This window comes from Photobacterium sp. ABD4_091, from assembly GCF_056160145.1.
In genome coordinates this window covers 165997-179036 of the sequence record NZ_JBSWWQ010000002.1, presented here as the reverse complement: position 1 = coordinate 179036, position 13040 = coordinate 165997, and the positions used below count along the sequence as shown (strand labels likewise).

11 protein-coding genes and 1 tRNA gene are annotated in these 13040 nt (G+C 44.2%); 7 read left to right on the top strand and 5 right to left on the bottom strand.

Annotation, left to right across the window (positions count from 1 at the left end):
• The first annotated feature begins 498 nt into the window (after nucleotides 1–498).
• Both ACXAGQ_RS15115 and ACXAGQ_RS15110 read left to right on the top strand, forming a co-directional pair.
• A complete protein-coding gene (locus ACXAGQ_RS15115) occupies nucleotides 499–1812 on the top strand; it encodes a DASH family cryptochrome (RefSeq protein WP_475254939.1) in 1314 nt (437 codons plus the stop codon).
• 545 nt (nucleotides 1813–2357) lie between these two features.
• Nucleotides 2358–2543, top strand: a complete 186-nt coding sequence (locus ACXAGQ_RS15110; protein ID WP_475243710.1) for a hypothetical protein — start codon at nucleotides 2358–2360, stop codon at nucleotides 2541–2543.
• Nucleotides 2544–2672: 129 nt separating this feature from the next.
• Here ACXAGQ_RS15110 and ACXAGQ_RS15105 read toward each other — a convergent pair whose 3' ends face one another.
• Nucleotides 2673–3071, bottom strand: coding sequence for a hypothetical protein (locus ACXAGQ_RS15105; protein WP_475243712.1), 399 nt, complete (start codon nucleotides 3069–3071; stop codon nucleotides 2673–2675).
• 60 nt (nucleotides 3072–3131) lie between these two features.
• Nucleotides 3132–4160, bottom strand: coding sequence for a GlxA family transcriptional regulator (locus ACXAGQ_RS15100; protein WP_475254938.1), 1029 nt, complete (start codon nucleotides 4158–4160; stop codon nucleotides 3132–3134).
• Between the two features lie 143 nt (nucleotides 4161–4303).
• Here ACXAGQ_RS15100 and ACXAGQ_RS15095 point away from each other — a divergent pair, with 143 nt between their 5' ends.
• From ACXAGQ_RS15095 to ACXAGQ_RS15080, 4 genes are all read left to right on the top strand, one after another.
• Nucleotides 4304–4912, top strand: coding sequence for a LysE family translocator (locus ACXAGQ_RS15095; protein WP_475254937.1), 609 nt, complete (start codon nucleotides 4304–4306; stop codon nucleotides 4910–4912).
• A 179-nt stretch (nucleotides 4913–5091) separates the two neighbouring features.
• Nucleotides 5092–5940, top strand: coding sequence for a hypothetical protein (locus ACXAGQ_RS15090; RefSeq protein ID WP_475256594.1), 849 nt, complete (start codon nucleotides 5092–5094; stop codon nucleotides 5938–5940).
• Between the two features lie 258 nt (nucleotides 5941–6198).
• On the top strand, nucleotides 6199–6708 hold the full coding sequence (locus ACXAGQ_RS15085) for a GAF domain-containing protein (RefSeq protein WP_475254936.1): 510 nt from the start codon (nucleotides 6199–6201) through the stop codon (nucleotides 6706–6708).
• 37 nt (nucleotides 6709–6745) lie between these two features.
• On the top strand, nucleotides 6746–7222 hold the full coding sequence (locus tag ACXAGQ_RS15080) for a GGDEF domain-containing protein (RefSeq protein WP_475254935.1): 477 nt from the start codon (nucleotides 6746–6748) through the stop codon (nucleotides 7220–7222).
• Between the two features lie 46 nt (nucleotides 7223–7268).
• Here the strand turns inward: ACXAGQ_RS15080 and ACXAGQ_RS15075 are convergent, their stop codons facing one another.
• Both ACXAGQ_RS15075 and ACXAGQ_RS15070 read right to left on the bottom strand, forming a co-directional pair.
• Entirely contained in the window at nucleotides 7269–7592 is a 324-nt protein-coding gene (locus tag ACXAGQ_RS15075; RefSeq protein WP_475254933.1) for a hypothetical protein, read from the bottom strand.
• 393 nt (nucleotides 7593–7985) lie between these two features.
• Nucleotides 7986–8076, bottom strand: a tRNA-Ser gene (locus ACXAGQ_RS15070).
• Nucleotides 8077–8420: 344 nt separating this feature from the next.
• On the opposite strand from ACXAGQ_RS15070, the gene ACXAGQ_RS15065 reads away from it, so the two are divergent.
• Nucleotides 8421–12032 carry an ImpA family metalloprotease gene (locus ACXAGQ_RS15065; protein WP_475254932.1) on the top strand — a complete coding sequence of 1204 codons (3612 nt, stop codon included), beginning with the start codon at nucleotides 8421–8423 and terminating at the stop codon, nucleotides 12030–12032.
• Nucleotides 12033–12091: 59 nt separating this feature from the next.
• Here the strand turns inward: ACXAGQ_RS15065 and ACXAGQ_RS15060 are convergent, their stop codons facing one another.
• Nucleotides 12092–13006 carry a DUF808 domain-containing protein gene (locus ACXAGQ_RS15060; RefSeq protein WP_475254930.1) on the bottom strand — a complete coding sequence of 305 codons (915 nt, stop codon included), beginning with the start codon at nucleotides 13004–13006 and terminating at the stop codon, nucleotides 12092–12094.
• Between the last annotated feature and the right edge of the window lie 34 nt (nucleotides 13007–13040).

Below are 13040 nucleotides of genomic sequence, written 5' to 3'. Positions count from 1 at the left end.
CAGACCATATATATATTATGCACTTGATAAATATGTTTTTTGTGACTCTGCTCCCAAATCAGTACCATTGCAAGAGGTAATAATATGCTTCTAACTAGAACCTCTATCATAATGTATTATTAACTAAGCAGTAAAATGCTAACATTCTCTATTTTGTATATTAATCTAGGCAACACATAGTATTAGTTAGCATAAAAATAGATATTTATAATCAAATTTGTTCTATAGAAATCACCTAAATATATTTTTTGTAAACGTTTTAGTATTGATTATGTTGCTTAATATATCAGCTATACCGATAATTAATCCATCTTCACTCCTATATTTAATAACACTTCTGTCAATTAAAACCTGCACTTTATTTCTTATATTTATTGCTTTTTTGTAATTTCCTTCATTTCCTAGAAAAATTTAACCTGATTATTTCATGTTAAAAAATCAATAGATGTGATTTTACGCCTATAGTTAAGCTAGCACCTTAGTTTAGAGGGATCTTCAATGGCAACAGGTTTGTTTCTGTTTCAAAATGATTTAAGGCTACATGATAACCCCGCGCTAGCATTGGCAACACAAGAGGCGGATCACCTCATCTGCGTGTATTGCTTACCCGTCGACAATATCAATCGCTACCCCTACCATATCGACAAACATGGCATTTACCGAAAGCAGTTTTTATTACAGTCGCTTAATAACCTTGCTGGACGGCTGAGCGAAAGGGGACAGAGCCTACATGTCCTACTTGAACATCCCCTCAATGTACTGCCCGAGCTCATTAGCCAGTACAATGTCTCTATGATTTACACCAGCGAAAATGCTGGGGTTTACGAAAAACGCAATTGGCACACGCTCAAAGGTAGGTATCCGTATATCACGTTCCGCCAAATTTCGACCCATACGCTATTTGACAGAACTGAATTGCCTTTTGATATAAATGAATTACTCCCCGAGACATTCAGTCAATTTCGTAAACAAGTTGAAGATTTAGACATTCGTTCACCGTTAACAACCATTGCCAAACTTCCCCCACCGCCAGGCAGGTTGAAAGCCTTTGATGTGATCAGCTCTATGATCAACCCAAAACTATTAGCCGATTTTGAAGGTGGTGAGAAAGCTGCGCTAAATCACCTTGAAAAATATTTCTCTTCTAGTGCTCCAAGCAACTACAAACAAACACGCAACGAACTCGATGGGTGGGAGAATTCCACCAAGTTTTCACCTTGGTTAGCCTTGGGCTGCTTATCTACCACTATGCTTATCAAGCATCTGACCAAGTATGAACAAGATGTCGAATGCAACGATTCTACTCAATGGATCAAATTTGAGCTGTTATGGCGTGAATACTTCCAGTGGTATGCCCATTATCACGGCTCCAAGATTTTTAGCTTTTCAGGGATCAATAAAAAGAGCCCGCATACGGCTTACTACCCTGAGCGTTTCCGCCGCTGGAGTGAAGGAAACACGCCCTACCCCATTGTGAACGCACTGATGAATCAATTACGCCAGACAGGCTACATGTCTAACCGTGGTAGGCAGATCGTCGCCAGTTGCCTTGTCAATGAACTTAGTGTCGATTGGCGTTATGGTGCCGCGTATTTCGAGGAACATTTAATAGACTACGATACAGCATCCAACTGGGGTAACTGGCAGTACCTTGCTGGTGTAGGTGCTGACCCTAAAGATAGCCGTCATTTCAATTTAGTTAAGCAAACCGAAATCTATGATCCTAAAGGTGTATTTATCCGTAAATGGGGAGGTAACAAACACGACGGCAGCATAGACTCTATTGACGCTGCGGATTGGCCGATTTATTAGTAATAGTTCCTCAGGAGAACAAATCATTCATACAGGTTGAGCCACCGCGGTCAGCCTGATGATTTTCGGTGTAAAAAAATGAAAAAGTTAATTTTAACATCAACCAACATTTCAAAATATTATTTTAAATAGCATTTAACCACTAACAGAGTTTACACTTTATTACACACTGAAAATCAAGCTTACTAAGCTTGTAATAATTTAATCATCTTTTTGTGAATCAAAAATATGATATGGATTATTAAATATTAATGGGACGATGATCACATTTTATGCCTGATAATATGTATAGGATGTCGCCAAAATCGTTCATGGAAAGGATATTTGTATGAAGTGCTGCAACAACCCCTCTGCTTATCAAGTAAAAAGAAATGCTATCCAAAAGATTTTTTATAGTGCGATTTACAAATGTAGAAACTGTGGAAGCACAATTAAGCTATAATAAATAGTAATTATTTACTGTCAACCTCAAACAGCTTTTATAACAAAAAATCCAATACAACTATGTATTATTGACATAAAAGCTGAACTGGATTTTGTCAAACATGTTTTTTGAATACTTAACAAAAACTCCTCATATGAAAGAAGCTCACTTTTACAATGAGTTAGGCCAAGCAGCAACAGGTGCATTTCAATCACCTAAAACTGTACGCCGCCAAAGTTACCGTACTTCACTTTCCTGCACTCGTAGCCAAATTAAGTTAAAACAACCAATCGAACTGCTTGTATAACTTGTGCGTTAATTTTATCAATGACTCTCAGAGTGTATTGCTAACAAAAAGGATGAAAGGCCAGCACCCTTCATCCTTTTACAAATAACAGATTTACAACATTTTAGAACTGCTGTTGTACCTAGTAAATTATAAAACCACAGGTTCCGAATTCACTTGTCGATTCTGCTGTCGGCGCTTCACAACCAATAGTACACCGGCACACAGCATACCTGCCGAAGAGACCAACAGGCCAATACCAAAGATCATTTGGTAAGCCTCAATCTTATCAAAAGTATCAATGATCCAACCGTTAAGTGCGTATGCCCAGAACACAGACGCGTAAGTTGCAAACGAACCAACACTCATTGCTGCGCCACTGCACTGGTCGGGAACACCCGCTTCCGCAACTGGGGCAAGGATAATGCCTTTTGCTAAGAAGATAGAGAATGAGAAACACATCAGCACCTTGGTCGATGACTTGAATAGGAAATCAGACAATGAACCCGCGACAAGCCCCATAGCACCAGTATTGATGATCCCGAACATCGCTTCTTGGAGCGTAGCGTGTTTTCAGGGATAAAGAGGCATTCACGCCATAATGCTCAATTAATCGCCGGGATTATTCTTCAATTGCGAAGGCCGGTATCCAAAATGCTTTTTGAACACTTTACAAAAATAACTCACGTCAGAGAAACTCACTTCATTGGCAATATCAGACAGGCTATTGAAGGAGTTTTGCAAGCGCCAATGGGCATGCGACATCCTCATGGCTGCCCAGTACTCGCGAGGGCTAACCGACAGCTCCGTTTTAAACACCCTATCGAGTTGCCGACGACTTAACCCTAATTGAAGCGCCAGTTCCTCAACACTCAAAGGCACTGATAAATTCTGGCGCATCAGAGAAATCGCCCGTGACACATGACGATTATGTTGACGCACACCATTTTTATCATCACCTAATGACTTTAAATAGTGCTGCCGGTTTCGTGTTTCATCCACCAGCATATCGGCGAGGCCCTTCAACGCCCTTTCACGTCCAGACATACGCGCCAATAACTCAATGGCCAATTCAATAACTGCCGTTCCTCCGGCACAACTTATTCGCTTATCGTCAATACAGTAGAGTTGATCTGAGCTTGCTTTCAGCGTTGGGTAGTCAGTCTCAAACTCTTGTAAGTGTCGCCAGTGAACCGCTACTTCACAGCCATCAAACAGTCCAAGTTCGGCGAATGTAAAACATGCATTGTCTACCGTAACTAAGCTAAGGCCTTTTGCCGCCGCCTTTTTGAGAAAAGGCCTATACAATGGTGCTATCACCTTCATATCGTTGGCACTACGGCCGCCAAATACAACGATGTAGTCATACTTCGATAGTTCTACTTGCTCAAAGGTATGTTGCACCGAAAGATGCACCCCACTACTTGATATAACTTCCCCCTGAGCCAGTCCTGCAACATCCCACGAGCAGTACCTCTGCTGACTATAGTCCTCATCGTCAGCAGAAAATCTTAATTTATCGAGGAAACTACCAAAAGGTAACATGTTGAATGTCGGCAATGGTACGAGAAGAAACCGCACATCAGGTTGCGAGTCTAAGGGCGTTGAAATGCGTTGAGCAAATTGCATGTTATTCATTACGTATAAGGTTCTGATTGAGTTTAAGCGGATTTCACTCTCAATGTCCAAATATTACCTTAAGTGGTCCTAAAAATACCAAATCAATTGATTGATATGCTCATATACTGCCAACCACTAACTTCACTTTTTAAGGTAACTTCATGGCATTGGAAACTTGGCTGCTATATTTGGTTGCAGTGACCGGTTTGGCTTTCGCGCCTGGCCCAAACGGCCTACTGGCATTAAGTCATGGCGCACTCTATGGCCGTAAAAAAACACTCTCAACCATCCTGGGTGGAGTAACAGGTTTTGTTGGTGTTATCGCGCTCTCAATGTTTGGGATTGGATCACTGATGATGGCATCAGCAAATATTCTTTACTGGCTAAAGTGGCTAGGAGGTGCATACCTCGTTTATCTCGGCATTCAGTTATGGCGTTCACCAGCCATTACTCTTGAGAGAACCTCAGCTGCCAACCTTAGCCACACGGCTAGATTCAGACAAGGACTATTAGCTGCCATTGCGAACCCGAAAGTGATACTGTTTTTTGGCGCTTTCCTGCCACAGTTTATGACGCCGGATGCTTCGCTATTTATGCAGTTTGCGATTTTGGCGACGACATTTGCAGTGGTTGAATTCAGTGTGGAGTTCTTTGTTGCCTGTATCGCTCACCAACTGCGACCATGGCTACAACAGAGTGGCCAGCGCTTCAACCGTGGGTGCGGAACGGTGTTTGCACTCTTAGGAGCAAGCCTGCCACTGAGCCAATAGCCCTCTTTATACTTGGCACCTTATTTATCAATAAGGTGCTTTCTCACAGACATTCTCAGCAGTTCGTATCAAATCCGATATACTTAAAACCATGCTATTTTTGTGACGCATGTAACACTTTGTATTCATGGTTAGTGTTTCTGCTTTTTCATGTGGTTGGCGTAGGAGGTAGATGCGTGATGTGTTCATTGACTCGAAAACTCTTCCCTTTTTCCCTCATCATTTCCTTGCTAATCAGTGGCTGTAGTTCCGACCCTAACACCGTAAGGCGCACAGGGGAATATAGCTTCTACGACTCAACCCAAAGTTTTATTGCCTTAACTGATGCTCGCCGTAACGGTGCTGTAGTAGACAAAGGCGTGTTCTATCCCAAAAATACCTTTGCCTATACCTACCGCTACTGCTCCGATAGCCCTAAACAAGCAGCAAATGACATTGCCGAATACCATGCGCTAGCTAAACGTGTCTGTGACACCAATAGCGGCCAGTTGATCAATCAAGCCAGCGGCACATGGTGCGTTGTTGGCGCGAATACACCTAATGAACAGCCGCTTTTCTCAGCCAAAATTACCAGTACTGCCCTATGGGCTGACCTATGTCTAGACGGTCCTTTTGTCACCTTACGGCTAAATGAGAATACTCAAGCCAATCAAGGTCAATGGTTCGAAAGTGCACAAATACTGGGTTATGAGCCCTATTCACCCTTGCGTAAAATGGCACCTGCGGGTGTAACTATGCATGCGATAAACCAACCTGCATCACCGACTACAGCCCCTTGGAGCGATGAAAGCCGCTACATTTATTCCAGTGTCGGAGCAACAGTCTGCCTGTACGATCACCCGCATCAAACCAATATGGGGCATACATACCGCGGGCAAGTGTTTAGTGTTAATGATGGCTTGGTAAAAGTGTCAGTCAAAGACAAGTTCAAAGGGGATATCCGTACCGCCCCAGCGTTAGAAAGAGTGAATTGGCACAGAAGCTCTTATATAACCGCCCCGGCTAACTCTTGGTTTGTTTGTTCATAGATTAGAGAGCCGCTTCCAACAAACACGACAGCGCAATGTTTTTCGGGAGAGCAGGATGCTCTCTCTTTATATACTAGTAAGATTAAGCTTTGACATTATGTATAATATTCAGGCATTCGTAGTTTAGTTTTGCACATTTTGCGAACCGTTCTCCTTCATACATTCAAAAGTCCCCACCAACATCACAAAACATAACCCTACAAACAATGCTATCAATTTGGCTGAATATACTTACCTTACTCAGCTGGAGGTAACAGAATGTTTGATCGGACTAAATGTTTAGCTTCAAATGAACACCCCGAACTGAACTTGGAAAAATGGCAAAAAACTGTCGATTTGATTTCACAGTTATTCAATTGTGCCTGTGGTGCGATTGTTCAATTGCGTGATGAGGAGTTTTTTACCGTCCGATCAAGCCAAAATAGAGATAACTTTCTCAAACGCTGTGATGCCTGGCCCTATGAAATGAACAGCTTTTGTCGCCATGTTATCGAAAAAGGAGATGCATTATATGTTGCTGATCCAGAAAGTGATCCCGAATGGAGTCAAATCCCCTTTGTGAAAGAAGGGCCAATTCGATCCTACTTTGGCATGCCAATATACTGGCTTGCAATACTGTGTTTGGCACCATATGTGCTATTTATACTAATCCGACTGAGTACAATGACACTCTATATCAACTGCTCGATCAGCTCAGGGAGCTCATCACAGCAGATCTTAAACTCATTGATGCGTATGAAAATGTCAAAACCTCGCCCTGACCGATGAGTTAACCGGCTTATACAATCGCCGAGGGCTATCCTTTATGGCCCAAAAAACACTGCAAAATAAAACGGACATCGACCGTTCTATCGCCATTGCCTATTTTGATTCTGATAACCTAAAACAAATCAATAATCAGCTTGGCCATGACTGCGGTGATATTGCTATTCAAGCCTTGGCATCTGAAATACGAAAGCTAACCCGCTCTACCGATATTATTGCCCGTGTAGGAGGTGATGAATTTATTCTTGTATTGAACAATATCAGCGAGACTTTATTGAAACAAAGGTGCCGTCAAATCGAAACCAACTATCAAGCCAACCTTGCTAGCCGAAAAGAGTTTGAGCCATTCACCGAAGGCTATGGCGTAAGCTGTGGCTGTATATGCGTCGACTTCAATGAAAAGCTGGATCTTACCGAGCTATATATCTTGGCGGATAAACTGATGTACACAAATAAAGAAAAGAAAAAAGAAAAGGAATTGCTGAGCAACAATATGGCTCAAGGAACTGGTTGGTAGCAGTTCTATTCCACATAACGCCACCCAACAAATCTATACTTTAGCTTTAGTACTTTAGGTACAGCATTTTACGTAGGCTATCGCAGCGCTCTTTATCTAGACGATCGCCTAAGTACTCACCATCTTCAGCTGCTTTTTTCATAAACAATGCTGTGGCACGCTCGTTATCTGGTAATTTTTTATACTCATCATATGTATGAAGTTTAAGAAGCTTGTATTTCGACTGCTGGCTTGACTGCGCTACATTGTCATAGCAATAGATCATCGCTCCCGCATTGGCCCCCACCTTTGCGGCATCTGAAACGGCATAGGCATTACCGATAACAAACAACCAAGCCGTAGCTACGATAAGCGTCATAACTCTTTTCATTTAACCCACCTGCATTTTCAATGTTTATAAAGCCCCTACGCATATGACATACGAATATGGGAAGCTGCAGCACAAAAATATCAAATACCTAATGACGGTTATTACCATATGACGCCAACCATTAGAGAAAGGGGTTGTATGTGGTGGCGTGCTCTGGGTAAGGTGTATTTACTTCGCCCTGCGGGCCGTTGCTTTAAAGCACCTTCAGTTAGCAACGTTGGCTCGTTTCACTCGGCTGAACCCTAGATTCCAGATGCAAAAAGGGCCTGCATTTCTGCAAGCCCTTCGAATGTGACGGAGTGCTCTAGGTATGGCGGATTTGATTCAAATCCCTTACTCAAAGCCCAACGCAAACAAAAAAGCCGCTGATTTCTCAGCGGCTTTTTCAGAATGTGGCGGAGAGATAGGGATTTGAACCCTAGATACGCTATTAACGTATGCCGGTTTTCAAGACCGGTGCTTTCAACCACTCAGCCATCTCTCCGTAAGTGCGGCGTATACTAATGTAGGATTTTCTTGTTGTAAATACCCCACGCAACCAACTGCTCAGAGTATGAACAGTTTTAATTTATCAACAATAGCTGCTTTGATGGCAACCTCTATTTTTCAAAAAAGAAACCAATACAAATACGCCTAACCATCCATACAAATTATCACTTCATGAAGCAAGCTCACATAACCTTACTGGATTGAAGGTCTAATTCCATTACCCTTAATTAAGCACTTATATGCAATTAGCTTATTTTAATCATTCACAACACTCGACATGATTTTTTCGCAATAAAAATAACAACTTTCCCCGCAACGACAGTAATAAAGGAATTATCTATGACGAAAAAACTCGGCCAAATCGCGTTTAATATATGGGCATTAAGCTGCTCATCGGCTATAGCCGCTCCTATAGCACTAGAACTAGAACAATTAGCCGGACAAGCCAATCAAGCTCTTGCTGATGTCTATATGGCTTCAGAGACTGCTGGTATCAGCGAGTTAGGTGATTGCTCCTATAGTTGTGGGGGACACTCAAATTGGGATCCCATCGCAGGGTACTATTTTGTCAATGTGAACGACACGAAGGTATATGTTCACTATGGTGCCCCCGTACGCTTTTCTACACCCATTTATCGTAATGAGGGGGGACAAACAGACTTCTTCAGCCAATTGGCTGGTCTCGATCTCGACAATTACCATACTGGGGTCATAAGACTGGATAAATGGCCTGATTTCTTCGTTGATAAAAGCTTACCTTCGGACTTCACTCAACAAGCTCAGAATTCGCATAGCGGCTGCTTCTTAGCTTACCAACCCGTCAATAGCTACGCCCCCCAAGCTAGCTTCTATACCGAAACATCAGGTTGCCCTGATCCCATGGATGCTGCAGTTGAGTCTGGCAATGCCCTTCTTATTCCGGATCGAGAATCAATCCTACAAGCGATCCTCAACGTCATTGATGCGAACAGCACACAATATCAAGATGCAAAAAATGCCATCTTTAATCTCACTCCTGAAGGGTATGCCAAAGAGGATGGCAGCAGCTTAACCAGCCTGTCTTGGGACCCAACCCATGATGCCAGCACCTTTATCCCCACCTATGGGGTCAACGAGGCCATCTTGTATACCAATGATGTCTATGTGTCGGGAAAAACAGTGTATGAAAAGGCAATCGGTATTATCGGAGAAACAAATAACAGCCGTTATTTAGTACTCGGCTCTAATCCAATGCGCACTTGGCAGCGTGGTTTCGAGACTAATGAACAAACAGAGGCTTTTGTTGAAAATAGTATCCAGTGGCTAACCGGAAAAACACACAGTGATATTCTTTCAGGCGGCCTGAACGTCGTTATTGCACAGATGGAAAACGGGTATTACTTCCCTGATGAAAGTGCGACAAGGAACTGGCTAGATCAGCGATTTCCAGACAACGTTACTTACAACCCGGCCAGAAGCTGCAATGGAACAGCTCTTGGAAGCTGCCTTACCGCAGAAACAGATTTATTGATCATCTCCCAATATCTTCGTAGCGGGGAAAACGCTGAGGCCATTGCTAAGCAGGTACAAGCAGCCCAATCCCAAGGTATCCCCGTCATGTATCTGCATCATGACGGCAATCAGACCGCGCTTGGTAAGCAACTGTTCCTGAATTTCAATGTCAGTTACGAGTGGGATAATTATTGGAAGAAACTAGGACTGAAAGGTTTTGATATTACCGTGAGGCAAGGGGGACTGCCTAATGATGTCGAGAAGGTCAAAACCATGATCACGCATTTCCGTGATCAGAGCTTTAGCAGTGACCTGAGCCAATGTAACTCAAGCTGCTCAAATATCGATAGCTTCAAAGCCGAATTCCAAGAAGCGGCTACCCTAGCCAAGAACATGGCCAACAATCTGGACAGTAACAAGACTGATTTATTTGCACTAGAAGGGTTCGAGTACCAGAAGCTGTTGATCTTACTCGCTGATTATTTCCGTCAATCTATAGTATTTCCTATGGACATGGCCTCAGGAGAAACTACGCGATTCCTAGAATCGTATTACGCTGATCATGTTCAATACAACTATCGTGGCCTCAGCCCTGCACAGCCAGATCTGGGCAACTTTAGCCGTGGTGACTTCAGCCATATCACCCCAACTGACCGAACTGTAACCCTGACAAGCAAGGGGCATTTCCAGTCTGCCGGGGTTTACGCTCTGCCGGGGCAGACATTTGAAGTCACACGCCTTGATGATAACCTCGCTGCTAATACCACAGTATTTGTCAACTCATTACGTTCTTCAGCTTCTAAACCCTTCTCCTCTGGAGGTTACAAACGACCGAAGTACCTTCAATCGGTAAAGATTACCTTACTGCCGGGTGAAACCCTCAAGTTCACATCTCCTTATGGTGGACCTGTTCAAGTTGGATTTAGTGGGGAAGCTGGGTTACCGATTGAGCTGGCATTTAAGCACATTGGCCGCCACCCTCACTGGCGTAACAGCGAAGATAATACCCATTTTGCCCTCGCTATGGAGCAAGAGGACTTTGACTGGGCCGAAGTGGCAACCCCCTACTTTGAAGTCCATTCAACCCTGTCTAAAATGAAATCCACCTTGTCCAATGCCAATTGGTCAACGGCTGAAAGCCTGGCAGCAGCCACTGAGGCTTACATGCATGACTACCCGCACGTACTCGCTGGGTTCCAAGGTGATGGTATTAGCCAGATACCTGAAATACATGATTTTGCTGCCCAACAAGGTTGGACTATAGACAGCCATACTATCGTTAAACACATGAATGCGGATCAGCCGACTTGTGGCTATGGCTGCTCGGGTAACCCCTATGATGCCGGCTGGGCCTTTAGCCCAACAGGTCATGGTGATATTCACGAACTCGGACATGGTTTAGAAAAGGGTCGTTTTCGTTTTAGTGGCTGGGAAGGCCATGCCAGTACCAACCCTTACTCGTACTATTCTAAATCCCAATTCTTCAAGCAAACTGGAGAAGCTCCAAGCTGCCAGAAACTGCCATTTAAATCACTGTATGAAACACTGCAGACCGCGCAAAGTCAGCCCGATCCTTTTGCCTATATGCAGCAAGCTAACTTAACCAAGTGGAATCATGGCGTCGCCATCTATATCCAAATGATGATGGCTGCCCAAGCACAAGGGACATTGCAAGACGGTTGGCACCTACTGGCTCGACTGCACATACTTGAACGTGAATTTAATCGGGCGAAAAAGAATGAATCCGAGTGGTTGCTTCACAGGGCTAACTTGGGATTCAGCCAGTATTCTTATGATGAGATTAAATCTATCAGCAATAACGACTGGCTCGCGGTCGGTATCTCCTACGTTACCCGCCTCGACTATGGTGATTACTTGAATATGTGGGGGATCTCAGTCTCTGAGAAAGCACTACAGCAATTGGCTGAACATAACTTCGCCCAAGTCATACTTCAATATTATCAAGCTGACGGTAATAATTACTGTTACGGCCTAGACAAGCCGGTATTACCAATCAATGGCACCATGAGGTGGTCTGGAATTGATCCAGGTGAAGGGGCGGATGTTGCGTTCGGTAAGCCTGTAACGGCCTCTAGCTATTATGATGAAAGCCGCTTCCCAGCTAGCCATGCCGTTGACGGTAAGTCATCGACTTTCGTTCATACTCAACGCGGTAGCAATGAATGGCTGGAAGTCGATCTAGAGGGGAATGTTGAAATCAGTGCCATCATTCTGACCAACCGTACAGACTGTTGCCAGTCACGCACAGAAAATATCACGCTTGATCTGCTCGATGATGCTCGAAATATCCTCTGGTCCTCTGGTCCACTCGGCACTCAAGATGAGTGGTTATTTGATTCACAGCACGGATTACCAAAATCGGCGGCACGTTATATCCGTTTGGAGTCAAACAACCAATATATCAACATTGGTGGTCTTATGGCATACAGCCAACCATAAGCTCAATTCTTGAAAAAAACCGCCGCACTCGGCATTGAGTGCGGTGCTCTATTATTTCTTTAGGCCACAGCGTCCCTGACCCTGCGATAGATCGTCACCGCAAACAACACAACCGCTCCACTAAATAGCCCAATAGCCGCATTTACAAACGCGGGAAGCATCAAAGCACCACCAGGTACGACCGAGGCTTGATGTGTTAGATGTTCAATCAGCACGTGTGAGTGCGGCATGCTGTGCACCACAATACCTCCACCGACCAAGAACATCGCAATGGTGCCGACAATAGCCAGAAACTTCATCAGATACGGCGCAGCTGTTACCAATGTCTCGCCAAATCCCCGCTTTAACGTGCCCGGCTCACTTTTCCGGACGAGGTACAATCCTGCGTCATCCAGTTTTACGATGCCCGCTACCAACCCGTACACCCCAATAGTCATGAGCAAGGCGATCACACTGACCACCAGTACTTGGGTCAGCATGGCGGACTCCTGCACCGTCCCCAGAGCGATCACTATGATCTCAGCGGATAGAATGAAATCTGTCCGGATTGCGCCCTGTATTTTCTTTTTCTCAAACTCGGCAATATCTTGTGGTTCGTCTAGCTGTTTTAGCTCTTCGTCTTCTTGTGGGCGTGATGGGTGGAGCATTTTCTCCACCACTTTTTCAAACCCTTCAAAGCATAAGAACAAACCGCCAATCAGCAGCATCGGCGTAATCAGCCACGGGGCAAAGGCACTGATCAGCAGTGCGGCCGGCACCAATATCAGCTTATTGCGAAACGAGCCTTTGGCAACGGCCCAGACAACAGGAATTTCACGCTCAGCACGAACCCCCGACACCTGCTGGGCATTTAGGGCCAAATCATCTCCTAGCACCCCGGCCGTTTTGCGTGCCGCCACTTTGCTCATGACCGCGACATCATCGAGCACGGTGGCAATATCATCTAACAGGGTTAATAAGCTCGCTCCGGCCACTGATCACCTCTTTATCTTTATTGTACTGATTAAA

Bases quoted from the DNA above. Each gene is read 5' to 3' on its own strand.
- ACXAGQ_RS15115 (WP_475254939.1), top strand. From the start codon at position 499: ATGGCAACAGGTTTGTTTCTGTTTCAAAATGATTTAAGGCTACATGAT.
- ACXAGQ_RS15110 (WP_475243710.1), top strand. From the start codon at position 2,358: ATGTTTTTTGAATACTTAACAAAAACTCCTCATATGAAAGAAGCTCAC.
- ACXAGQ_RS15105 (WP_475243712.1), bottom strand. From the start codon at position 3,071: ATGTTCGGGATCATCAATACTGGTGCTATGGGGCTTGTCGCGGGTTCA.
- ACXAGQ_RS15100 (WP_475254938.1), bottom strand. From the start codon at position 4,160: ATGAATAACATGCAATTTGCTCAACGCATTTCAACGCCCTTAGACTCG.
- ACXAGQ_RS15095 (WP_475254937.1), top strand. From the start codon at position 4,304: ATGGCATTGGAAACTTGGCTGCTATATTTGGTTGCAGTGACCGGTTTG.
- ACXAGQ_RS15090 (WP_475256594.1), top strand. From the start codon at position 5,092: ATGTGTTCATTGACTCGAAAACTCTTCCCTTTTTCCCTCATCATTTCC.
- ACXAGQ_RS15085 (WP_475254936.1), top strand. From the start codon at position 6,199: ATGTTTGATCGGACTAAATGTTTAGCTTCAAATGAACACCCCGAACTG.
- ACXAGQ_RS15080 (WP_475254935.1), top strand. From the start codon at position 6,746: ATGGCCCAAAAAACACTGCAAAATAAAACGGACATCGACCGTTCTATC.
- ACXAGQ_RS15075 (WP_475254933.1), bottom strand. From the start codon at position 7,592: ATGAAAAGAGTTATGACGCTTATCGTAGCTACGGCTTGGTTGTTTGTT.
- ACXAGQ_RS15065 (WP_475254932.1), top strand. From the start codon at position 8,421: ATGACGAAAAAACTCGGCCAAATCGCGTTTAATATATGGGCATTAAGC.